The 24,999-nt window shown below is 42.5% G+C and carries 19 protein-coding genes; 17 read left to right on the plus strand and 2 right to left on the minus strand.

Going from position 1 to position 24,999, the window contains the following annotated elements; all coding sequences use genetic code 11:
* Nucleotides 1-37: 37 nt before the first annotated feature.
* The 9 genes from P1X15_RS03400 to P1X15_RS03440 all read left to right on the plus strand — a co-directional run bounded on the left by P1X15_RS03400 (nucleotide 38) and on the right by P1X15_RS03440 (nucleotide 9,554).
* Entirely contained in the window at nucleotides 38-889 is an 852-nt protein-coding gene (locus P1X15_RS03400; protein WP_277336723.1) for a sugar phosphate isomerase/epimerase, read from the plus strand.
* Between the two features lie 37 nt (nucleotides 890-926).
* Nucleotides 927-2,009, plus strand: coding sequence for a ThuA domain-containing protein (locus tag P1X15_RS03405; RefSeq protein ID WP_277336724.1), 1,083 nt, complete (start codon nucleotides 927-929; stop codon nucleotides 2,007-2,009).
* Between the two features lie 30 nt (nucleotides 2,010-2,039).
* On the plus strand, nucleotides 2,040-2,867 hold the full coding sequence (locus P1X15_RS03410; protein WP_277336725.1) for a sugar phosphate isomerase/epimerase: 828 nt from the start codon (nucleotides 2,040-2,042) through the stop codon (nucleotides 2,865-2,867).
* 9 nt (nucleotides 2,868-2,876) lie between these two features.
* Nucleotides 2,877-3,686, plus strand: coding sequence for an alpha/beta fold hydrolase (locus P1X15_RS03415; RefSeq protein WP_277336726.1), 810 nt, complete (start codon nucleotides 2,877-2,879; stop codon nucleotides 3,684-3,686).
* A 172-nt stretch (nucleotides 3,687-3,858) separates the two neighbouring features.
* The gene (locus P1X15_RS03420) at nucleotides 3,859-4,896 is read left to right on the plus strand and encodes an aldose 1-epimerase family protein (RefSeq protein WP_277336727.1); all 1,038 of its coding nucleotides are present in this window, start codon (nucleotides 3,859-3,861) and stop codon (nucleotides 4,894-4,896) included.
* A 75-nt stretch (nucleotides 4,897-4,971) separates the two neighbouring features.
* Nucleotides 4,972-6,186, plus strand: coding sequence for a hypothetical protein (locus tag P1X15_RS03425; RefSeq protein ID WP_277336728.1), 1,215 nt, complete (start codon nucleotides 4,972-4,974; stop codon nucleotides 6,184-6,186).
* A gap of 211 nt (nucleotides 6,187-6,397) precedes the next feature.
* The gene (tnpA, locus tag P1X15_RS03430; RefSeq protein WP_277336729.1) at nucleotides 6,398-6,859 is read left to right on the plus strand and encodes an IS200/IS605 family transposase; all 462 of its coding nucleotides are present in this window, start codon (nucleotides 6,398-6,400) and stop codon (nucleotides 6,857-6,859) included.
* Between the two features lie 425 nt (nucleotides 6,860-7,284).
* Nucleotides 7,285-8,319 carry a sugar phosphate isomerase/epimerase gene (locus tag P1X15_RS03435; RefSeq protein WP_277336730.1) on the plus strand — a complete coding sequence of 345 codons (1,035 nt, stop codon included), beginning with the start codon at nucleotides 7,285-7,287 and terminating at the stop codon, nucleotides 8,317-8,319.
* 71 nt (nucleotides 8,320-8,390) lie between these two features.
* The gene (locus tag P1X15_RS03440) at nucleotides 8,391-9,554 is read left to right on the plus strand and encodes a Gfo/Idh/MocA family protein (protein ID WP_277336731.1); all 1,164 of its coding nucleotides are present in this window, start codon (nucleotides 8,391-8,393) and stop codon (nucleotides 9,552-9,554) included.
* 327 nt (nucleotides 9,555-9,881) lie between these two features.
* On the opposite strand, the gene P1X15_RS03445 is transcribed toward P1X15_RS03440, so the two are convergent.
* Nucleotides 9,882-10,598 carry a LytTR family DNA-binding domain-containing protein gene (locus tag P1X15_RS03445; protein ID WP_277336732.1) on the minus strand — a complete coding sequence of 239 codons (717 nt, stop codon included), beginning with the start codon at nucleotides 10,596-10,598 and terminating at the stop codon, nucleotides 9,882-9,884.
* 510 nt (nucleotides 10,599-11,108) lie between these two features.
* Between P1X15_RS03445 and P1X15_RS03450 the strand changes: the two genes are divergently transcribed.
* From P1X15_RS03450 to P1X15_RS03485, 8 genes are all read left to right on the plus strand, one after another.
* Complete coding sequence (locus tag P1X15_RS03450) at nucleotides 11,109-12,596, plus strand: sugar ABC transporter ATP-binding protein (protein ID WP_277336733.1); 1,488 nt, start codon at nucleotides 11,109-11,111, stop codon at nucleotides 12,594-12,596.
* Between the two features lie 37 nt (nucleotides 12,597-12,633).
* Nucleotides 12,634-13,587, plus strand: coding sequence for an ABC transporter permease (locus P1X15_RS03455; protein ID WP_277336734.1), 954 nt, complete (start codon nucleotides 12,634-12,636; stop codon nucleotides 13,585-13,587).
* Between the two features lie 55 nt (nucleotides 13,588-13,642).
* Nucleotides 13,643-14,575 carry a sugar ABC transporter substrate-binding protein gene (locus P1X15_RS03460; protein ID WP_277336735.1) on the plus strand — a complete coding sequence of 311 codons (933 nt, stop codon included), beginning with the start codon at nucleotides 13,643-13,645 and terminating at the stop codon, nucleotides 14,573-14,575.
* A gap of 509 nt (nucleotides 14,576-15,084) precedes the next feature.
* Nucleotides 15,085-18,114 (plus strand): SusC/RagA family TonB-linked outer membrane protein, encoded by a 3,030-nt coding sequence (locus P1X15_RS03465; RefSeq protein ID WP_409049669.1) that lies wholly within the window; start codon nucleotides 15,085-15,087, stop codon nucleotides 18,112-18,114.
* 72 nt (nucleotides 18,115-18,186) lie between these two features.
* Nucleotides 18,187-19,695: a RagB/SusD family nutrient uptake outer membrane protein gene (locus P1X15_RS03470; RefSeq protein ID WP_277336737.1), complete on the plus strand. Its 1,509-nt coding sequence runs from the start codon at nucleotides 18,187-18,189 to the stop codon at nucleotides 19,693-19,695.
* Nucleotides 19,696-19,876: 181 nt separating this feature from the next.
* Nucleotides 19,877-22,582 (plus strand): c-type cytochrome, encoded by a 2,706-nt coding sequence (locus P1X15_RS03475; RefSeq protein WP_277336738.1) that lies wholly within the window; start codon nucleotides 19,877-19,879, stop codon nucleotides 22,580-22,582.
* Between the two features lie 7 nt (nucleotides 22,583-22,589).
* Complete coding sequence (locus P1X15_RS03480) at nucleotides 22,590-23,480, plus strand: hydroxypyruvate isomerase family protein (RefSeq protein ID WP_277336739.1); 891 nt, start codon at nucleotides 22,590-22,592, stop codon at nucleotides 23,478-23,480.
* Nucleotides 23,481-23,875: 395 nt separating this feature from the next.
* A complete protein-coding gene (locus P1X15_RS03485; protein WP_277336740.1) occupies nucleotides 23,876-24,445 on the plus strand; it encodes a hypothetical protein in 570 nt (189 codons plus the stop codon).
* A 99-nt stretch (nucleotides 24,446-24,544) separates the two neighbouring features.
* Here P1X15_RS03485 and P1X15_RS03490 read toward each other — a convergent pair whose 3' ends face one another.
* Complete coding sequence (locus tag P1X15_RS03490) at nucleotides 24,545-24,991, minus strand: hypothetical protein (protein WP_277336741.1); 447 nt, start codon at nucleotides 24,989-24,991, stop codon at nucleotides 24,545-24,547.
* Nucleotides 24,992-24,999 lie beyond the last annotated feature (8 nt).

The raw sequence follows: 24,999 nt of genomic DNA on the forward strand, positions 1-24,999 counted from the left end.
ACCCTTTAACTTAAAATTAAATAGGCTCAAAATTAAGATGAACAAAATAGGTTTTAATGTATTGGCTTGGTCGGCAGGAATGTCGGAAGAACTTTTTCCAATCCTCGACCGATTAAAAAAAATCGGTTACGACGGCGTTGAGTTTTTTGTAGGCGCACCTGACGATGCGATGTACAAAAAAGTGGGAGAGCATGCTCGTTCGTTGGGATTAGGAGTAACTACAGTGACAGTGGTAAGTCCTGACATGAACCCTATTCACGAGTCAGCCACGGTACGAGCCAAATCCCTCGACCGCATCAAATGGGCCATCGACCGCTCGCATGACCTCAATTCGACCGTATTGTGTGGGCCTTTCCATTCGGCACACGCCCACTTTGCAGCACATCCAGCTTTAGAAGAAGAGTATGCGCGCAGTGCTGAAGTCCTTCATGCGGCTGGCGAACATGCCGCTTCGGGCAATATCGTGTTGGCGATAGAAGCACTCAATCGTTTTGAGTGCTATCTCTGTAATACCATGGAGCAATTGTCGAAATTGGTAAAAATGGCTGACCATCCCCATGTGAGGGCTATGTTTGATACCCACCACGCCAATATCGAAGAAAAAAAATACGACAAAGCTATCAATACGATTGCGCCCGTGCTGAGTCACGTACACATCAGCGAAAATGACCGAGGAACCCCCGGCGACGGTCATGTGCCTTGGGATGCCGCTTTCTCTTCTTTGGCAGCGATAGACTATAAAGGATGGCTTACCATTGAGGCTTTTTCCAGAAATGACCCTGATTTTGCCAATGCTATCAACGTATGGCGTGAATACAACGACCCTTGGCACATTGCCGAAGAAGGATTAAAGTTTATCAAAGAAATGGGAGCCAAGCAAGGACTTTAGCCTTTTTATTATTTATCCGAAATCCTACACCTTTTATATGAAGCATATTCAGCATCTATTATTGCTTTTATCTTTTTTGGCGGTTGGTAGTAGTTTTCAAATCTCTCCTACCTCATCCAAGAATGCTACTCCTAAGGACGATTTAGAAAAATATCGTGTTGTATATCAGGGAGAAAAAGGGCCTGGTGTTGGAAAAAATATTGTTTTTATAGCTTCTGACCATGAATATCGCGGTGAAGAAACATTGCCTGCTTTGGCACGGATATTAGCCAAGCGTTTTGGATTTACTTGCACGGTGATTTTTGCTCTCGACGACCAAGGTAATATTCTACCCGGCAGCTCCAACTTACGAGGATTGGAAGTATTAGATAAGGCTGATTTGATGTTTATTTTCACGCGTTTTTCACATTTTGAAAACGCCGAAATGCAACACATCGATGATTATCTAAAACGTGGCAAACCCGTCATTGGTCTTCGTACCGCAACTCATGCTTTTGATATTAAAAATGACCCTACATGGGAGCACTATGGCTGGAATTATAAAGGCCATAAAACCGCTTGGAAGGATGGATTTGGAGAAGTAGTGCTAGGCGAAACATGGGTGTCACATTATGGTACAAACCACAAACAATCGTCAAGATTGATTCCCGACGAAGCACACGCTAAACATGCAATCCTGAGAGGAGTCAAAGATATGTGGGTGCAGTCAGGTGGCTACACCGCTGATCCCAAAAATGCTACTATAATCGCGCGAGGTGAAGTACTCAATGGTATGACTCCCGATGCAGCACCAGATCCAAACAAAAAACTACTTCCAGTAGCTTGGGTGCGCAATTATACCTTAGAATCAGGAGCAAGCGGACGGGTATTTGCTACTACTCACGGTGCTTCTGAGGATTTGCTCAATGAGGGTTTTCGTCGAATGCTCATCAACGCTGTTTTTTGGACAATGGGTCTTGAAAAGAAAATCAAACCCAATAGTGATATTGACTTTGTAGGGCCTTATAAGCCTACCACGTTCAATTTTACGGGTTATAAAGCCAATGTCAAACCAGCCGATTTAGCGGGCTGGGATTCGTTGATTATGCCAGGAGAAGTGGTAAAAAAAGAAAAAAAGTGATTTTTTAAATTCATTTGACATACTACAAAAATGACAGAAAAACTTCCGTTTCGTTTTGGTTCAGAGGTATATACTTGGTTTATGAGTGGCAATGGCCAAACCCACCAAGGACGTCTAGGACATATGATTGAAATCATTGCGCAAGCAGGCTTTACCGGAATTCAACCTATTTTTACTTGGATGGGAGATTTGGTAGACCCTGAGCGTTTGGCTGCCAAGCTCAAAGAACAAGGTATTGAATTAGCAGCCTTGGCGTTGGCACAAGAATGGAACGGAACCGAAGAATCAGACAGTGAGCGTATCGTAGCCGACAATGCCATTAGCTTATTGACACACTTTCCGGGGGCGGTATTGAATACCGTCCAAATCCCAACGGGACGTCATAGCATAGAAGAACGTCGCAAAAGTTTGGTAAACATTGTCAATTCTGTTTCGGCTCGTGCCAAGGAAAAAGGGATTGAATGTAGTTTTCATCCCAACTCTCCTCATACTTCTATTATCCGTACCGAAGAAGATTACAAAATAGTTTTGGAATCGCTTGATACGCGTGTTACAGGCTGGACTCCCGATGTAGGTCACATCATCAATGGTGATATGGATCCGCTTTCTAAAATGAAAGAATATCAGTCGCTTATCAATCACGTTCATTATAAAGATTGGGATGGTTCCCCGGAGTTTGCACTTATGGGTAAAGGCAAAGTGGATTTTGTTTCCATCACTCAATGGCTCAAAGACATCAACTACGATGGTTGGATTATTTGCGAAGACGAAGGAGCAGAAGCGTTGGAAGACCCTGATTTTGTAACCTTACACGATGGTCGCTGGATTACGACTGAACTTATTCCGAACCTAAAATAATCAATAAGAATGCCTATTGTAGAAACCAACGGACTCAAGCTATACTACGAAGAGCGTGGCTCTGCCTCAGCGCAGCCCCTATTACTGATTATGGGGATTACGGCACCCGGCTCAGTATGGGAGCCTCATGTGGCTTATTGGGAAAAATACTTTCGGTGCATTGTGGTCGATAACCGTGGCGTAGGAAAAACCGATAAACCTGCGGGACCTTATACTACTGCTCAAATGGCCGACGACTATGCAGGGTTGCTGGATGCCCTCAATCTCGAAAAGGTAAAAGTAGTAGGTTGCTCTATGGGTAGCACTATTGCGCAGCAGTTGGCGATTCGTCATCCTCAAAAAGTGAGTTCACTCGTGCTAATGTGCCCTTGGGCGCGCTGCGACAATGTGGCAAAGGCGATTTTTCAACACATCATGACTTGCAAAGCACGTTTTCGCCCCGAAGAATTTAGCCACTATATTCAGTTGCTGATTTATTCTAAAGCTTCTTGGGATGACGAAAAAGTCGCGGCGGAGCTAGCCGAAGGGCGTCAACAAGCAGCTATTGGAGCTGAGCCACAGCCTCTACACGCCCTTGAAGGTCAAGCATGGGCTTGTATTACGCACAATGCCCTAGAATCCCTTCCTACGCTTACCCAACCGGCTTTGGTGATTGGGGGTAAAGAGGATATTTTCACTCCTGTATGGATGGCCGAAGAAGTAGCTAAGGCAATTCCCAAAGCTGATTTGTACTTATACGAAAAAGCAGGGCACATTTTCCATTTCGAAAAACTAGAAGATTTTAATGAAAGAGTCAAAAGTTGGTTATTGGTGCATTAAAAAATCATAATTTTTTATTTGATTAGTGCATTGTATTCAATTTTGACAAGTTTTAAAACTCAATTTGTTGGGAAAAATTTGAGAGTATATCAGTATCCCACAAGGCGGTCATTCAAAACCCAATTGATGAAGGCTTTGTCCTTCTTTTAACCTTAATTTTTAGACATAGTCGATGAACGCATCAAAGCCATCTTGGACCAATAAACTTTCAAATGTAGCACAGTGGGGAGGCATCGAGACGTCGGTGATTGATAATGGCGCAGGGCGCGGTACTCGTATAGCTTGGTTCAATACAGGAGCAGGGTTAAGGTACAAAGTCGTCATAGACCGTGCGATGGATATTGCCGATGCATTTTACAACCAACACGGTTTGGCTTGGATAAGTCACGCTGGGGTGATGTCGCCTCAGCCCTTTTCGGATAAAGGAATCGATTGGTTAAAAACTTTCACGGGAGGTCTTTTGACTACTTGTGGTCTCGCACACGTGGGAGGCCCTGAATCAGACGAGTATGGCGAACGGGGTCTACATGGACAAATCAGCAATATCGCCGCAGAAATAGAATCTATCATTCAACCCGACCCATTGGCTGGAAAAATGGAAATGAGTATTACGGGTGTGATGCGCGAAACAAAAATCTTCGGTCCTAGTTTGGAGTTACGTCGCACTATTTCTAGCACCCTTGGCGAACCCGTATTGCGTATCCACGACGAAGTACTGAATCGAGGAAATACCCCTGCCCCCTTGATGTTGTTGTATCATTTCAATTTTGGGTGGCCCTTGGCCGATGAAGGTACTCAAATCTTGTGGGAAGGAGATTGGCAACCTCGTTTTGGCCCCGAAAAAGCCAAAATATTCAAAGAAGGAAATGATTTCAAAACTTGCCCTCCACCGCCCGAAGACCACCTTGGTTCGGGAGAAGAGGTAGCCTTTATCGACCCTACTGCCGATGAGACAGGGCGCTGCATGTGTGGTTTGCATAATCCTAACTTGGGAGTCACCCTAAAGCTCTATTTCCAAAAGAATCAATTGCCTCATCTTACCAACTGGCAACATTGGGGCAAAAATGAATATGTTACAGGGCTAGAGCCAGGTACGCATCCACCTATTGGACAGGCAAGTGCCCGAGCCCAAAACACGCTCATCTATCTTGCTCCTGGTGAGCGCCGTATCTATGACTTAACCATAGATGTGCGGGGCAGCGAAGCCTAAATCCCCAAAAAGAATCTTTCTAAAAACAAACACATATCAATTCAATCGTGCAAAAGCACTTATTATAACAATACAATGGCAAATATAAGTTTAGCAGCAAAAGCGCTTGAACAAGGCAAAGGAATTTTACGCTTAGCTCCTACGTGGGTACCTCGCTCTTTTTGTGTACCAGGACGCCGCATCAAGCTTCACCCTGATGATTATTATGTATTGGGTGGTGTGCGTGGTGGTATCGATGAGCGTTGGCTATCGTCAACTACTCCTGCCAAAAATGGCCCACTCACTGGCGAGCATGAAGGACTCAGTAAAGTAGTATATGAAGAGGGAGGACAAACCGAGCAAATCCTCTTGAAAGATGTCATTGATGAGCTAAAAGGCGAAATCATCGGCGACCGTCTTTGGGATGAATATCAAAGCTGGCCGATGTACTCTAAGTTTTTTGATAACATGGGGCCACTTCCTCACCATATTCACCACAATGATGAAGAAGCCGCTAAAATCGGGCAATTGGGTAAGCCAGAAGCCTATTATTATCCCCCTCAGCTTAACAATCACGGCGGTGACTTTCCTTATACCTTCTTCGGAATTGCGCCCGGTACTACCAAAGAGCAAATCAAAGAGTGCTTGATGAACTTCACCAAAGGCGACAACAAAATCACCATGTATTCGCAAGCTTTCCCGCTTATTCCGGGTACAGGCTGGGATGTGCCTCCAGGGATGTTGCACGCGCCGGGTAGCCTTTGTACTTATGAGCCTCAAAAAGCATCAGACGTATTTGCGATGTATCAATCGCTCGTAAATGAGGCCGTCATTCCCGAAGAATTGCTTTGGAACGGTACGCCTCCTGAGCGTATTGGGGACTATGACCAATTGATGGAAGTAATCGACTGGGATCTCAATACCAACCCCAATCTTCTCGAAACGCGTTTTATGCGTCCTATTCCAGTAAATCCTGATGTAGAAACAGAAGGCTACAGCGAAGTGTGGGTTTGCTACCGTTCAGAGGCATTTAGCGCTAAAGAATTGACCGTATATCCAGGTCAAACAGTTACTATCAAAGATAGCGCAGCCTATGGTTTAATTATGATGCAAGGTCATGGTAAAATGGGCGAATGGAATATTGAAACACCTGCTTTGATTCGTTACGGACAACTTACCAACGATGAGTTTTTTGTAACTGAAAAAGCGGCCAAAGAAGGCGTAACCATTACAAACTATTCTTCAACCGACCCCATCGTGATGTTGAAGCATTTTGGGCCTAATAACCCTGACTTAACAGTAGTTAAATAAAACACAAGTCCCTACGGGGGAATCTGATGAGATTCCCCCGTAGGGCTTACATAAACAGTAAAGAAAAATCAACAATACCCCATAGGGGTTACAAATCGGTAGAAATAATAGAATAAGGAAGAATTCAACAATGCTCCGTAGGGGTTACATAGCGGTAAAAACAAACGATAGGAAAACAATGATGCCCCGTAGGGGCTAAATATCGGTAACCGTGGCAAATACCTTTACTCAAATACATGTACATCTGGTATTTGCCGTCAAATATCGTCAAGCCATCATTCAACAAAAATGGAAAAATGATTTATATAAATATGCCACAGGCATTATTCAAAACAATGGACATAAATTATTGATTATAAATGGAATGCCAGATCATGTTCACATACTGATTGGATTTCGTACCACACAAACTCTTTCAGACCTAGTGCGTGATATAAAACAAATGACATCATTGTGGATAAATGAAAATAAACTAACGAGTCAAAAATTTGCTTGGCAAGAGGGATATGGTGCATTTTCATACGGACAATCTCAATTACCAACTATTATAAAATACATCGAAAATCAGGAAGAACATCATAAGAAAAAGACATTTAGGGAAGAATACATGGCGTTTTTAAGGCTTTTTGAGATAGAATTTGATGAAAAATATATTTTCAAAGAAATAGAGTAAAGTTTAGCACCTACGGTGCATAGAGGTATGTGGGCTGATTTGTTTGCTACCGATATACAACTCCTAGCGGAGTAAATGAAGAAGCCAAAAATGCCCCATAGGGGCTACATATCGGTAGAAAGGATAAGAATAGAAGAAGTAAAGTTTAGCACCTACGGTGCATAGGGATATGTGGGCTGATTTGTTTGCTACCGATATACAACTCCTAACGGAGTAAATGAAGAAGCCAAAAATGCCCCGTAGGGGCTACATATCGGTAGAAACAAAACATGGACGAAAGAAAAGTCAACCATGCCCCGTAGGGGCTATATATCGGTAGAAAGGATAAGAATAAAGGTTAAAAAATGCCCCATAGGGGCTACATATTATCGGTAAATCATCATAAACCAACAACATAAATCAAAATAAATAAACCTTTTCAAACTATGCCAGAGAATAATTATCCTAAACTCCACAACGCCACATGGCCTGGGATTGTGGGGAAAGGCCCTGATTCAGAGCCAGCTATTGCACTTGACACCATGCTCGAAATGACGGCCGCTGCTGAGGTAGATGGTGTTAAATTCGATGGAGTGGATTTAGGACTTTTTGATCCTCATTACGACCTAGATACATCAGATGACGGTATCAAACGTCTCGCTGATAAAGTAGCCAATCATGGCCTTCAAATTGGTAGCTTAGTAGCGCCTATTTGGGGTGGACCTGCCATGGGTACCAAAGAACAACGAGCTGAATTTGTAGAAATGGTTCGTAAATCTTGCCAAATCGGTCAAAAACTCCGTGAAATGGGCATCCGTCCTAATGGTATTGTACGTATCGACTCAGCTAGTAGTCCGCACGATTGGGCACTTGACCCTGTTGGCAATACCAAATTGATCGCTCAAACCTTCCGTGAAGCTGCTGATGTGGCTGCCGACTTTGGCGAGCGTCTTGCAGCAGAAGGCGAAATTTGCTGGGGCGGTATGCATTCATGGAAATACATGATAGAAACGCTCGAAGCTGTCGATCGTAAAAACGTTGGTTTCCAGGCGGATATGTCGCACACGACCCTTTATTTGTTGGGCTACAATGCTCCTGAGCACCGCGTATTGCCCGAAGATTTTCAGTGGGGTGATCGCGAGACTTTCCTTGAAGGCTTGAAAAAACTGACGGCGGCCCTTCGCCCTTGGACGATTGACTTCCACGTGGCTCAAAACGATGGTACTGTGTTTGGCTCAGGCTCGCACGACAAGACAGGCCGCCACTGCCTTGCCACTGATCCTAATGGAAAACTTGACATTACGCATGATGCAGGTCTTTGGCTACGCGACGAAAGTGGCGAACTTACCAAAGCCTTCCGTCATATTTGTTGGGATGGCTGTATGTTCCCGAATGCGGTTATGACCGAACAAAAAACTTGGAACGACATCTTGGCTGCTATGATTAAAGTACGTCAAGTACACGGTTGGTACGAGGCCTAATTTTATTAGGAAACTTTCTCTTAAAGTAGTTTTTAAGAGAAAGTTTGAAAACGACTAAACTCATTAACAAAATGGCACAAAAAAAACACATAAGAATCGGATTGGTGGGAACAGGTTTGATGGGCCGCACCCACGCCAATGGATACAACCGTATCGCTAACTTTTTTCCTGAATTAGAATATCAACCTGTATTGAAAGCAGTATGCTCACGCAATCCTGAGAAAGTACAGGCTTTTGCAGAGCAATGGGGATTTGAATCGTACGAGACTGACTGGAAAGCATTGGTGGCTCGCGACGACATTGATGCCGTCGACATCTGTACTCCTAACGACTCTCACGCCGAAATCGCCCTTGCCGCTGCCGCAGCTGGCAAAATGATTTTGTGCGAAAAACCCCTTTCACGTACTTTAGCCGAAGGGGAGGCTATGGTTGAAGCTGCTGAGAAGGCTGGCATAGCTACTACAGTATGGTACAATTATCGTCGGATTCCGGCGGTAACTTTAGCCAAACAAATTGTAGATTCGGGCAAATTGGGCAAGATTTTTCACTACCGTGCCAACTTTCTCCAAGATTGGACCATCAATGCCGACCTTCCACAAGGTGGAACAGGGCTTTGGCGGATGGATGTTGATTCGGCAGGCTCAGGCGTAACGGGTGACTTGCTCGCTCACTGTATTGATACCGCTATGTGGCTCAATGGCGCTATCACCGATGTATCGGCCATGACAGAAACTTTCGTAAAGCAGCGTATGCACCAAGTGACGGGCAAAATGACCCCCGTTGGTATCGATGATGCGTGTATTTTCCATTGTCATTTCGAAAATGGTTCTTTAGGGTTGTTTGAGTCAACGCGCTACGCCCGTGGACACAAGGCACTTTATACATTCGAAATCAACGGTGAGCATGCTTCTATCCGCTGGGACTTGCATGACCTCAACCGCCTAGAATACTTCGATCACAGCGATCAATCTATCGTACGCGGATGGCGCTCAATCCACGTGACCGACGGCGACCAACCTTACATGAATCGTTGGTGGATTCCGGGCTGTGGTATCGGGTATGAACATAGCTTTATCCACCAAGTAGCCGATTTCTTGAAAAGCCTCGAAACAGGAGAGCCTTGTGGTCCTACATTTAGAGATGCTTTACAAACACAAAAAGTATGCGAAGCGGTGATTGCCTCGGCCAATTCTCGTAGCTGGAAAGATACGGGCGTGGAAGGCCATATTGGTTAAATAATACTTGATAGTTATACTAAGTTTTAAGGACTTAGTATAATTCATTAAAAACCTCTTGAAGCGCGGACAAGTGTTCGCGCTTTTTCTGTGGGAGATGATAAATTTTAGATAATGGTCTTATCCTACCACGCCTTTCCGTAGAAAAGGAATCTTGATTCTTAGGACTTGTGAATGTCGTTACATTTGCAAACAGTAAGTAAAAAACTTAAATATAGTTTTGCAAAATAGCCTTCTGAATGAGGTAGCAAGTTTACTGCCTAGATTGAGAGGTTTGAAGATAGCCCTATCTTATAAAATAAGAGAAAACTCGCAGTTTGAGATGTATTAATTATTACGTGAAATAGTATGCATCTGAATGTGCTTCTGGTTGATTTTGTTGCGGTATAAGTCTCCAATCGGAATCTGCTCGCCGTTTACTAGTTGTATATCGTTTTTGCCAATACGAGCTATGGCATCCCTATGTACGAGATAAGAGCGGTGTACTCTCAAAAACACATCATGTTTGAGTTTTTCGGCCAGACTGCTGATTGTCAAAATCGGCAGATATACTTCATTTTTTGTCACTATTTGAACAAAATTTTCTTGAGCCTTCATGTAAAGTACATCTCTATAGCGAATCTGTATATAATTAAGGTTTTCTCTTACAAAAAAGTACGGCTCAACCGAGGCTAGTTCGATGGCGGTGTCCATACGTAGGCGTACTTTTTCAATGGCTTTCAAAAACCGATCATATTCCAGCGGCTTAAGCAAAAAATCAACGGGCGATACTTCATAACAATCCAGAGCATAATCGCGGTGGGCTGTTACGAAGATAACCAAGGGAGGAGCCTGGAGACTTTTTACAAAATTCAAACCTGATAGGTCGGGCATTTCGATGTCGCAGATAAGAAGATCTATTTTTTGCTCGGCGATGAGTTCATAGGCTTGCATGGCCGAATCACAAGTACCTATCAGATGAAGGAGTGGGTTCATGTCCACAAACTTTGCAACTATTTTTTGCCAGTATGGAGCATCGTCAATAATAAGGGTGTTAATTTTCATAAAAGTACTCTAATTTAAAGGATAGTTTGTGGGTGTTTGTTGACAAATCAATAGGTTTAGTCAATTAGTGTAATTTCTATTTTAAAGTAACCTAATATATTTATTAATTTTGACTTGGATTTATGAGATGTTGTGTTGACAAATGTAACAAAATAAGCCAATCCTCCGTGTGCATTTAATTATAATCTGGGTCATTTTGGCATTGTAATTAAAAAATAAAATAGGTTGACTCACAAGGGAATTCAAAATTGATACCAAAACTATAAAATACATTAGAAAATTGTCCTAACTTTTCCTAAAACCACCTGTGAGAGTATAAGTTATTTAATTTTCTTTACCCTACTTTAATTTAGTTTTTTGAGCGGGCTGTGAATCTCACAGCCCGCTTTTTAGTATCTACCAGTGAAAAGAGGAGGTAGGTTTTGACTATTTGGTGAGACTCTCTATGAGTATTTTATGCCCTTTTTGTGCTTATTATGGTAATTTTGCCACCAAAGGGCTAATTATAAAATGACCCTCAATCCTGATTATATTCTTCAAGTTTCTAATCTTACCAAGTCATTTTCGGGTATAAAAGCGCTCGAAGGTGTTCAACTCAACGTACGTAGAGGTGAAGTCCATGCCATTATGGGTGAAAATGGTGCTGGCAAATCCACCTTCATGAAGATTTTGATGGGACTGCTGCAAGCGGATGCAGGGCAGGTTTTTTTTGAAGGAGAAGAGTTGCGCCATAGCAGTGTTCATGAGGCATTGAAGAGAGGCATTTCGATGATTCACCAAGAGATATTGATGGTGCCAGAATTGACCGTAGCACAAAATATTTTTTTGGGAAGAGAAAATACCCCATGGCTCAAAGACCATGTTCGCGAGCAGGAAGCTGCGGAACTATTGACGCAATTGGGAATGAAGCTCAATCCGCGTACCAAAATGAAATACCTCAGTGTCGCTGAAATGCAAATGGTCGAAATTGCCAAAGCTATTTCTAACAATGCCAAGGTGATTATCATGGATGAGCCTACGTCGGCCATTTCGGACAAGGAAGTAGATGCGCTTTTCAAAATCATTCGTGACCTCAAGGCGCAAGGTGTGGCTATTTTGTATATCTCTCACAAAATGAACGAGATTTATGAAATCACGGATACTATCACTGTGCTACGCGATGGTAAGTATATCGGAACCAAAAGCACCAAAGATATAGACAACAAGCATCTTATCGCTATGATGGTAGGGCGCGAAATAGAAAGCTTATTTCCGCTTGCACTAGCTTCTAAAGGAGAAGTATTACTAGAAGTAAAAAACCTTAGCAGTAAAGGAAAATTTGAGGATATTAGCTTTGAAGTAAAAGCAGGAGAAGTACTTGGTTTGGCAGGACTCATGGGTGCGGGGCGTACCGAAATTGCCCGAGCGATTTTTGGGCTGGATGCATTCGATGGGGGAGAAGTATGGCTCAAAGGCGAAAAAGTAACTATAAAATCTCCTCAAGAAGCTATCAAAGCTGGCATAGGCTACGTAAGCGAAGACCGCAAAGGATTAGGCTTTATTCCAGGATTATCTGTGAAGCAGAATATCACCTTATCGAGTTTGCGGCGCCACTCAAAGCGAGGGCTTCTGCAATCAAAAAGCGAAGAAGAAATTGCAAATCGGACCATTTCGGAGCTTAAAATCAAGGCATCGAGTATGGAGCAAAAGGTGCGTTATCTAAGTGGAGGCAATCAACAAAAAGTCGTCATTGGGAAAGTACTTCAGGCATCGCCAGAAGTGGTTATTTTGGACGAACCTACGAGAGGGATTGACATTGGCGCTAAATCCGAAATTTATAAACTGATTCGTGACCTCACAGCCCGTGGGATGGCGGTGGTGATGATTTCTTCAGAGTTACCCGAAATCTTAGGGATGAGTGATCGTATTTTGGTGTTGTCGCAGGGGAAACAAACTGCCCTTTTGAACAAAGAAGAGGCATCGCAAGAAACAATCATGCGGTATGCTATGCATGAATAATTTAGTTTTTAAAAGAGAGAATAAATACTTATATACGGTGAAAAATACCTTTAAAATAAATACCAGAGGACTAGGGCAATACGGCATTTTTGTAGCTTTTGTGCTTATTTGTTTATTATTATCTTTTATAACACCCAAGTTTCTAACAGTTTCCAACTGGACTATTATTATCACTCAAGTATCTATCAATGCATTGCTCGCCTTTGGAGTGACATTTGTGATCATTACGGGTGGAATCGATTTGTCGCTAGGTTCGGTGGTGGCAGTTACGGGGGTTGTAGCTGCCTCAATGGCACATCCTGATACCTATCCCGTAGTGGTTCCGGTTTTGGTAGGAATTTTGGCTGGCGTGTCTATGGGGGCGCTCAATGGAGTCGTTATTACAAAGAGCAAAGTTCCACCTTTTATTGTGACGCTTGGGATGATGACCATCGGTCGAGGGTTGGCGTTGATTTTGAGTAAGGGTCGCCCTATCTCTAACCTTTCTGACGAATTTAACTTTATTGGAGGAGGTCAAATTATGGGTATTCCCTTGCCCATTATTATTTTGATAATAGCTTTTGTGATTTGCTCTATTATTTTAAAAAAAACCGTTTTGGGAAGATATATCTACGCGGTAGGTGGTAATGAACAAGCTGCCAAAGCTTCAGGGATTAGAGTAAATAAAGTGAAAATGGCCGTTTATACCCTTTGCGGCGGTTTGGCGGCTTTAGCGGGGATTTTGCTTACTTCTCGTATCACTACTGGGCAACCCAATGCGGGTGTAGGCTTTGAACTAGATGCTATTGCGGCGGCTATCATTGGTGGTACGAGCACATCGGGCGGTACTGGCACGATGACTGGTACCTTGATTGGGGCATTGCTGATAGGTGTAATTAGTAATGGTCTTGATTTGCTCAATGTGACCTCTTATTATCAACAAGTAGTGATGGGGGCGATTATTATTGGAGCGGTAGTTCTAGATAGCTGGAACCAATCCTCCCAAAAATAAACGTCTCATAAAGCTGATTTAGAAAACGATTTTATAAAATATTAATTGATTCAAAATGAGAATTATAAATTTAAGTTTGCTGGTTTTAGTAGCGTTGTTAGGAGGCTGTAATCAATCTTCAAGTGAGGATAAAAGCAGTGGCGATAAACTGACGGTGGGAGTGACGATGTTGAGTATGCAAAATGAGTTTATTGTCAACGTGAGTGATGAAATGGAAAAAAAAGCCAAAGAGCTAGGCGTAGAGCTTATCACTGTCGACGCCGAACGCTCTGCCCTAAAGCAGATTGAGCAGGTTGAGAGTTTTATTGCTCAAAAAGTAGATGTGATTGTGATGAACCCTTGTGAGGTAGAAGCAAGTTCACCTGCTGTAACGAAGGCGTTAGCGGCCAAAATCCCGATTATTAATGTCAATTCTGAGACCACCGCTGCTCCTTCGGCTTTCGTGGGGTCGGATGATGTAGAATCGGGGCGTATCGCTATGAAATACATTGCCGAAAAACTCGGCGGAAAAGGAAACGTATTGATGATGCATGGATATATGGGGCAAGCAGCTCAGATCAAAAGAGAGCAAGGCGCTCGTGAGATTTTAAAGCAGTATCCCAATCTCAAACTCCTAGCACACCAAACAGCCGAATGGGATCGCGCTAAATCTATGGCTTTGATGGAAAACTGGATACAGTCATATGGTAAGGATATCAACGCGGTATTTGCTCAAAACGATGAAATGGGTATGGGTGCCGTCAAAGCTCTTACCGATGCTGGTTTAAAAGATAAAGTGATTGTGGTAAGTATTGATGCAATTCCTGATGCTCTACAGGCTGTAAAGAAAGGAACTCTCAATGCCACAGTTTTCCAAAATGCGCCACAACAGGGCGCAAAAGCCATAGAAACGGCCGTGAAAATAGCCAAAGGCGAGGCCTATGAAAAGTCAGTTTTGATTCCCTTTCAGCTGGTGACGGCCGAAAACGTGGCGCAGTTTGCGAAGTAGCTTCTAAAGCCTATGTTTTGAACAAGTACATAGGTTTCAAAGCGTTTTTTAAAATATATTCAGAATAATTTTTTCATAAAATCTTACATTTCTCTATCTCTCAATAATTCCCTCTTTTTATATCTAATTTAGCCTAGAATAGGAAGAGATAATAAACGTTTGAAAATAGATTAAATTATTGATTATTAATGAATTAAGTGTCTATTTTGGCCACTTGAAATGTGTGCTTGTGCTTCTACCTATAGGTCTCTCCTTAAAGGCTTGATTTTTCTTTATTACTTACTTGTACAATTTATGGGTAGAATGTCATTCTTACAGGATGGCATAGGATAGTTGTTTTGAGAGTGTTTCAAATATTTGTATAATCTTATGGATTTATGGTACTTTTCTGAAAGTCTATGAGATTGTCATCTATCTACTTTTAACCTTTAAATTATTAACAAATGGAACAAAGATCTATCCTACTTAGAAGGGGGCTTTGGGGGTCAAGCTTTATCTTGGCACTGGTGATGTTTTTTTCCTCCACATCTTTTGCTCAAAAAACGGTCCAAGGAAAAGTGACCGGTCAAGAAGGTGAGGTTTTAGCGGGGGTAAGTGTGACTGTCAAAGGAACCACCCGTGGAACTACCACTGATGGCGAAGGGAATTACAAAGTAGATGTAGCCAATACCGCTACTTTAGTATTTAGCTACATTGGGTACACGGCCAAAGAAGTGCAAGTAGGAAGTCAGTCAACGATCAATGTGATTTTGAGTACTGACAACAAAATCCTTAACGAAATCGTAGTAGTGGGCTATGGTAGTCAAGTGAAAAAAGAAGTAACAGGAGCTGTTCAGACCATTACGTCTAAAGAAATCAAAGACATTCCCGTTTCGCAGATTGCCCAAAAACTTCAAGGGCAAGTAGCGGGGGTACAAATCAACCAAACCACAGGCCGTCCTGGACAAGGAATGAACGTACGTATTCGTGGTCAGCTTTCTGTAACTGCGGGTAGTGACCCATTGTATGTAATCGATGGTTTTCCTATCACAGGTAATATCGGCGCTATCAACCCTGACGAAATCGAAGATATTTCTATTTTGAAAGATGCGGCTTCTACTTCCTTGTATGGTTCGAGAGCTGCCAATGGGGTAGTGCTTATCACTACCAAAAGAGGGAAGTCGGGTCAGACAAACGTAAGTTTAAATGTTTTTACTGGAACGCAGGTCGTGCCTAAAAAAGGCCGTTTTGCAATGATGGACGCTGTAGAATTTGCGCAATTTAAAAAAGAATATTACGAAGACCAGGGAGATCCTGTGCCTGTTGAGTTTCAAAACCCTTCGCAATACGAAGGTAAAAACAATGACTGGTATGACGCTCTCCTTCGTCGCGCTCCTGTACAAAGCTACAACTTGACGGTAACGTCTAATAAAGACCGAGTAAGTACTTCGGTAGTAGCAGGGGTATTTAATCAACAAGGGGTAGTACTCAATACCAAATATCAACGCTACTCGCTTCGCTTAAACTCTGAGTACAAAGTGTCAGATAAAGTAACATTAGGGGTAAACATTGCACCTAACTATGTATTTGACAATACACCACGTACCGACGGTGACCGTGGTACAGGTATCTTATTTAATGCTATCCACACTTGGCCAGTGATGCCTATCCGTGACGAAAAAGGTGAGTTGACGCTTTTTAACCGTTTTCCTTCAAGTACTGGTAACATCTTCGCTTATCCTAACTGGGTAAGAGCCGCTTATGAGCTAGTAAATGAAACTCGTCAAGTGAATTTACTTTCAAATGCTTTTGTAGCTTATAGCCCTATTAAAGGTTTGACGTTCAAATCGTCGATGAACGTAGAATTGCTCAATCAAAAATTCTTCTTCTTCAATCCATCGACTGCCACTAACGCCATCAACACGGCTATTCCTGTTACAGCCAATACAATCCGCGAATACACGGATGATCTTGGATGGTTGAACGAAAATTTGGCTACTTATTCTAAATCTTTCAATAATCACAACTTTGAGCTTTTGGCTGGTTATACCAACCAAAGTTATAGAAGGGAAACAAGCCGTATTCAAGCGGATACATATGCTGATGACCGCCTTCCAACTATCCAAGGGGGTATCAATATCAACCGTGGTGGTACCAACAGTAACGTACAAGAATGGAGACTTACTTCTTTGCTTTCACGTTTGACTTACAACTACAAAGGCAAATATCTATTCACAGCATCTATTCGTCGTGATGGCTCTTCTCGTTTTGGTTCAAACAATCGTTGGGGTACATTCCCTTCATTGTCAGCAGGATGGGTATTATCTGATGAGGATTTTATGAAACAGTATAGTGCTATTTCTTTTGCTAAATTGAGAGCTAGTATAGGCATAACGGGTAACAATAACATCGGTAACTATACCCAATATGCTCTTATTAACAATACCGTAAACGTAGCATTTGGAAACAACGTAGCGGCTGGTGCTGTGGTATCTTCACTTGCCAACTCTAATCTTGGTTGGGAAACTACCCGTCAGATAGATTTAGGATTTGACATGGGTTTCCTCAATGACCGTTTCCAATTTACTTACGACTACTATCTTAAAAATACCACCAACTTGTTGTACGCAGTTCAAATCCCACAAGAGTCGGGTTTTGGTAACTTCAACGACAACATTGGTGAAATTAAATTCTGGGGACATGAGTTTTCGTTAAATTCTCGTATTCTTGACGGTAAATTGAAATGGAATGCAAATGCTAATATCTCTTTCAACCGCAATAAAGTTATTGCTCTTGCCCAAGGTATTGACCGTGTGTATGGTTTGCACCACATTACAAAAGTAGGATATCCGTTTGGTCAATTCTATGGACACTTGGCAAATGGAGTGTATAAAGATGCTGAAGACCTTAAAAATTCTCCAGTGGTGCCAGGTCGCTCTACCATAGGTAGTATCAAGCTTGTGGATATCAACGGTGATGGTGTCTTGACCAACGGTGGCGACAAAGATGACCGTACTATTTTGGGTAATCCTTTCCCTAAATTTACTTATGGTATTACTACCAACTTATCGTATGGAAATTTTGACTTTAGTGTGGTAGGTTCTGGTTCGCAAGGCAATCAGCTTTGGGTGCGCCATTTGTATAGTACTGCCAACCTTGACGGGGTATTTAATCTTCACAGAGAAGTGAAGTACCGTTGGCGCTCAGAAGCCAATCCCGGCAAAGGATTCTATGGTACTACTGTAGGTGGGGGTACTGTGACGGGTATCGAGCGTGACTGGCAAAACAGCCGCTTTGTAGCCGACGCGTCTTTCTTTACCATCAAAAACATCACATTAGGTTATACTATCAACAAACCTAACAAGCTGTTCCGTTCTGCGCGTGTGTATGCGTCAATCCAACAAGCATTTGTTTTCACCAAATACTGGGGTGGTTCCAATCCTGAAACAAGTGCCCAACAAAATGGTGCTGGTGACGGTGGAAACCTGAGCCCAGGTGTGGACTTGTTTAACTATCCTGTGCCACGTACTTCAACTCTTGGTGTAAACTTTAATTTCTAAAAAAGTCGATTTTGATTGAAGCTTCTTTCAAAGCCTAATCAAGTTAAATCAACTTAAACACATTGAACACAAATGAAAAAATCAATCATATTCTCTATTGCTTTAAGTTTAGGAGCATTTAGCTGTAGTGACGACTTCCTGACGGTAGTACCCGAGACTGCGTTAAGTTCTGCTACTTTCTTCAAAACGGAGTCAGACTTTATACAAGCTGCCAATGGGGCTTATGCTCCTCTGCGTTCGCTTCACAATATCAACTCGCACTATTTGGCCGAGCAGCACTCCGACAATGCTAGATATGTACGTAACATCTTGTTTGGAGCTACTGAAAACCAGTCTAACTTAGCTGATTTTAACGTACCAACTGCGAATGGAATCACTACCAATTCAAACGTCCTTACGGCGTATCGTCAAAACTACCTTATCATTGCGCGTGCCAATCAGATTTTGGCGCTGATAGATGCGGCTACGATTCCAGATGCGACCAAGAAAAACGTAAAAGGCCAAGCATTGTTTTTGCGGGCATTGTCTTATTTGGAGTTAGCGCGTTATTTTAACCGTGCTCCGCTTCAATTGACTCCAGTAAGCAATCGTTTGGAGGCTGCTGCTCCTCTTGCAGAAGCCAACCAATTGTATGATCAAATCATCAAAGATGCTACAGAAGCAGTAGGGCTATTGCCTGCAAAATCAGCTCAAGAAGCGGGTCGTGCTACTTCAGGAGCAGCGCGTGCGTTGTTAGCAAATGCTTACATCATCCAGAAAAAGTGGGCTGAAGCCGAAACTCAGCTTCGCGCCATAGTGACAAGCAATGAGTATAGCTTAATGCCAACCTATGCAGATGCATTCTCGACCAGCACTAGCAACAAAAACAACAAAGAATCAGTGTTTGAGGTGCAATTTTTGGAAGGCTCACAAGGACTTAATGGTAACTTTTTGTATAACATGATTCCTTATCCTATTGCGGCCAATGAGCTGGTGACTATTACTGGTACTACCAACCCTCAACCTTTGTCAGGAGAAGGTAACAATATCCCTACCCCTGATATGATAGAGGCTTACGAGACAGGAGATGCTCGCAAAGATGCGACGATTGGGTACATTACTTTGTCGGGAGCGTTGCATGTCAACAAAACTTTCCCATACATCAAAAAATATGCGAAGCCACACGCTTTGCACAACAACCACGGAACCAACTGGCCTATCTATCGCTATTCGGAAGTATTGTTGTTTTTGGCGGAAGCTTTGGTGGAGCAAAATAAATTGGCTGATGCTTTGCCGTTTATCAATCAAGTCCGTACTCGTGCAGGTTTGCCAAATGCTACGGTAGGCAGCCAAGCTGCCATGCGTGATTTGGTGTATAAAGAAAGACGTGTGGAGTTGGCATTTGAAGCAAAACGCTTGCACGATTTGGTACGTACGGGTCGTTTAGAGACGGTCATCAAAGCCTACGGCGACCGTGTAAAAGCCAATAAAGCGAGATATTATTTTCCTGAGGCAGGATTTGTACCAGGCGACGCCTTTTCCAACATAAGTCCTTATTATGGGCTTCCTGCGGCAGAGGCTGACTTGAGTCCTAACTTCTAAATAATGTCGGGTCAGTCAGAAAAGGCTGACCCGAACTTTTTCAAGAAGCTAGTGGCCTATTCCTAAAATAGTTGAGTAAAAACAATTGACATATGCGCTTTTAACGGTGAGTTTATTCCCAAAAAGTGGCTCTAAAAAAGGGATTTTAATCAACAAATTTTATCTTATCAATTCTAAAGTTATGTATCCTAAACACCGTTTTTCTTCTGTTTTGTTGGTGATAGTAGCTCTTTTTGTGTTTGGAGCTTCTTTCACAATCCTTCAGAAAACAGAGCCGGCCATCAATGGTCGAGACAATCCGAAGGTCGAGAAATTAAAACTTCAGCCTGGTTTTGTGGCCGAACACCTCTATAGCCCTTCTGACAACAAACAGGGCTCGTGGGTAGCAATGACTTTTGACGACAAAGGCCGAATGATTACTTCCGATCAGTATGGTACCTTATATCGAATCGTAATTCCGGCGATTGGACAAGGCACCAAGCCCACTTCAGTGGAGCCGTTGAAAATTGGAAAAGGTACCGAAATCGATACTATCGGTATGGGGTATGCCAATGGGCTATTGTATGCTTTTAATAGCCTTTATGTAATGATTAACAATGGCAAAAACAACAAAACTTTTCCCCGAAGAAGTGGTTTGTATCGCTTACAAGACACTGACAATGACGACCAATACGACAAAATTACTTTGATTAAGGAATTGGTAGGTGATGGCGAGCACGGACCTCACAGCATTATTTTATCGCCTGATAAAAAATCGCTTTTTGTGATTGCCGGGAACCATACCGATGTACCTAAAATGGATGCCTATCGCTTGCCTTCTAACTGGCAAGAAGATAACCTTTTTCCACTTATCAAAGACCCTCGCGGCCACGCCAACGACCGCATGGCACCGGGTGGCTGGATTGCCAATCTTGACCCTGAAGGAAAGCGTTGGGAGTTGATCAGTGCTGGTTATCGTAATGCCTTTGATATGGCTTTCAACGAAGTGGGAGATTTGTTTGTGTATGATGCTGATATGGAGTGGGATTTTGGTTTACCTTGGTATCGTCCTACGCGTATTTGCCATGCTACAAGTGCCAGCGAATGGGGATGGCGTACTGGAAATAGCAAATGGTCGGCTACTTTCCCCGACAACTTGCCGCCTGTAATGAACATCGGACAGGGATCGCCTACCAACTTGATTCACCTCAAAGACGCCAAATTCCCTGCTAAATATAAAAGAACGCTCTTAGCTTTTGACTGGAGCTTTGGTATCATGCACGGAATTCATTTAAAACCTTCTGGTTCTACCTATACTGCTGAGCATGAGGAGTTTTTGTCGGGTATTCCACTTCCTCTTACGGATGGGGTTATTGGCCCTGACGGTGCGTTGTATTTCTTGACTGGTGGGCGTCGATTGGAGGCTGATATGTATCGCGTGTATTACAATGGAACTGAGAATACGGCACCTGTGGCAGCTGCTCCTATCAATAAAGAAAATGAATTAAGAAGAAGCTTAGAGCGTTTTCATGGAGACCCTGACCCTGCGGCTATTGCCACTGCATGGCCTTATCTCAAACACCCTGACCGCTTCATTCGCTACGCCGCTAGATTGGCGGTAGAGCATCAGCCCGTAGCAGAATGGCAGGCCAAGGCCTTGAGCGAAAAAGACCCTATAACTTCTATCAATGCCATTATCGCATTGGCGCGTCAAGGCAAACCTGAAAACAAAAGTGCAATGATTAAATCATTGCTCAATGTCAACTTTAAATCATTGTCAGAATCTCAGCAACTGGATATTTTGCGTGCTTTTGAATTGATATTTTTAAGAACAGGACAGCCTGATGCTACTCAAAACGCCCAAATAGCAGCGTATCTGAATCCATATTATCCTGCTACAGGAGCTGATTTGAATCGTGCCCTTAGCAAAGCCTTGATTTATTTGGAAGCACCAGGGGTGATTCCTAAGACATTGGCACTTCTTGAAGCTAAAGAGCAGCCTACCAATCTTACCGCTGGAGGTTCTACTGCTACAGCTTCTGCTGAGTTGATTATGAGAAATCCACAGTATGGTTTGGATATTGCGGATATGTTGAAAAACATGCCTCCTGCTCAGCAAACTTACTACGCTACGATGTTGAGTTTGGCTAAAAAAGGTTGGACACCTGAATTACACGAGCGTTATTTCAAGTGGTTTTATAAAGCATTCAGCTACAAAGGTGGCCGTAGTTACGTTGGGTTTATTGACAGAGCTCGCAAACTAGCTTTGAAAAATGTACCTGAAAACAAAGTGGCTTATTACGACAAACTTTCGGGAGGGGAATTGTTGAGCAAATCAGGTAATGATCTTGTGAAAATTACCTATCCAAAAGGCCCCGGTAGAAACTGGAAAATGGATAATGCTATGCCTATACTCGAAGCAGGGCTGACCAACCGTAATTTCCAAAATGGAAAAAATATGTACGAAGCTATCACCTGTAACCGCTGCCACAGTATGCGCGGAGAAGGTGGAAGTATTGGTCCTGATTTGACTCAACTAGGTACTCGCTTCTCAGCCAAAGATATGCTAGAGGCCATTATTGACCCAAGCAAAGCAATATCTGACCAATATGCTGCTACGCATTTTACGCTTAAAAATGGACAGTCGATTGTGGGGCGTTTGACCAACGAAGATGCTAATACCTATTATGTATCTCAAAACCCCTATGAGCCTGAAACCGTAGTGAAAATTCCGAAAAAGAATGTAGTTTCTCATAAATATTCACCTGTTTCGATTATGTTCGGAAACCTCATCAATAGCCTCAACGAAGAAGAATTAAAAGACTTGATGGCTTATTTGATGGCGGGAGGAAACGAAAAGAATCCAATTTTTGCCGCCAAAACCGAAACAAAAAGCGGCGATAAATAATCCCCTTATGGCAGAAGGTTCATCTCGTCGTTCGGCACTCAAATCAATAGTGGGCAGTACAGCTTTGCTGGCTGCCCCTATTTCGCTTACAGAAGCTATGGCGGCTTCTGCGCAAGCATTAGGTCCTGCCTTGAATGGCCGCATCAAACAATCGGTGTGCCGTTGGTGCTACAGCAAAATTCCTCTCGAAGACCTTTGCAAAGAAGCCAAGGCCATAGGCATACAGTCGATAGAGCTGCAAGGCCCTAAAGAATGGCCTATTATTCAACAATACGGTTTGACTTGCGCCCTCCCCAATGGTGCGGGTATGGGTATTGAAAAAGGCTTCAACAACCCCGCCTATCATGATGAATTGGTGGCTAGCTACGAAGCGATTTTTCCTAAACTTGTGGAAGCAGGACTGAATACGATTATCTGTTTTTCGGGAAATCGTAAGGGGATTTCGGACGAAGAGGGCTTGGAGCATTGTACCAAAGGTCTTAAACGCCTTATGGCTGCTGCCGAAAAACACAAGGTAACGATGATTATGGAGCTTCTCAATAGCAAAGTCAATCACAAAGATTACCAATGTGACCATAGCGAATGGGGCGTTGAGTTGTGTAAGCGGGTAGGTTCGGAGCGTTTTAAGCTATTGTATGATATTTACCATATGCAAATCATGGAGGGAGATATCATCGCAAGCATTAAGAAAAATCATATGTATTTTGGTCATTATCACACAGGCGGTGTACCTGGTCGCGCCGAAATCGATGATACCCAAGAATTAAACTATTCCGCTATCATGAAGGCTATCGCCGATACGGGGTATCAGGGTTTTGTGGGGCAAGAATTTATTCCCAAACGTCCCGACCCAATCGCTTCATTGAAGCAAGCTTTCCAGATTTGTGATGTGTCTTGATATCCTCTAAGTTATTTATACTTCAACGGCCTCTGCTTCCAAAGCAAAGGCCGTTTTTGTTTTGAGGGATTTTCCAAAAGGTTAGTTATGATATCAACGCTACTCAAGGCCATATTATGTAGATGTTGGATTAATTTAATCGGAATAATATTTTGTTTAAGTGGTTGTTTTATTTGTTTTTATACTGAATTTTTGGTGCAACTAGGGGTTGAAAAGAATATGTTAGAATATTCTTCCGTTTAACCCGATTTTAGTGTGCTTCACCCTATAAAAACAACGCTTCATCCTAATTCCCTTTTTTACCCCAGAAATAGCTGCCACTTTTGTAGAGTCAAACACGACATAACAGCCAAAAACAATAAATAATACAGCCAACTTTAAGACAAAACTAAATCATGAAAACTCTATTTGCCACCGCCGCTTTAAGCCTTCTTACTTTGAGCACTATTGCAGAAGCTCAGAATGGAAAAAACCAAACAGAAATCGCTACTCAATTGGTAGCTTCGTTGCCTACTCAAGATTTTGAAATATATACCACTGCTTCTTATATCCATGTAAATGGAGCCGCTTTGGTAGCTTCTCTACCTATCGTAGATGAAAATGTACAAACAAGCATCACATGGGTAAATGCTCAGGCTTTGGTAGCTTCTCTACCTATCGTTGACGAAAATGTAGAAATGCCTACTTTGAGAAACGTTGGAAATTTGGTAGCAACCTTGCCTACAGTAGATGAAAATGTGGAGATGCCTTCTTTGAATAGCATCAACCCTAAAGCTTTAGTAGCTTCGTTGCCTATCATGGATGAAAACGTAGAAACTCCTGCTTTGAAAGTGAATATGACAAAATGGATGGCTGCTTTGCCTATCAGCGATGAGCATATCCAAACAAGCGTAGTAGTAGATACTTACATCAAAGCTACAGACTTGAAAAATCATTCAGTAGCAACTCGTTTGACTGAAGAATAATAAATTCGCTAGTTTCCAAATCAGATATAGAAGGCGTGTCAGAAAGAGATAAAACTCTGAAGACACGCCTTTTTTGGTGTTTTTAATAAAACATATTAATTATTTTTTTCCATAAAAAACCACTGTAGATTTTGGGTCAGCATTTGGAAAAGTAACTCCCAATTCTCCATTCATCAAAGAAGCGAGTTTAGTAGTGCCTTGGTATCCTTCTATTTCACCAGAAGAAGATTTTTTTAGCGTTAAACTTTCGTGAGTAGAAAAGGAATCACTGCTTTTGCCGGCCTTATCAGTTAGTGTAAACGTAATTCTAAAAGTAGCTGTCTCATCGCTGATTTTGATGACACTAATTTTTGAGGTCGCTGTTACACCAGAGGTATTAGTAGCAGGCAGATTTACGCGGGTTGTACCACCTACGGTATAGTAGGTACCATTGTATTCCCCCGCCATTTGATCAGCTAAAATAGGCTCTGGATCTTCTTTTTTGCAGGATGCTAGCATTACTATCAATCCGATAGTTACAAAGCAGAATTTAAAAAATGATTTCATAGTAGTAA

This window comes from Runella sp. MFBS21 (assembly GCF_029433105.1).
Classification (GTDB): domain Bacteria; phylum Bacteroidota; class Bacteroidia; order Cytophagales; family Spirosomataceae; genus Runella.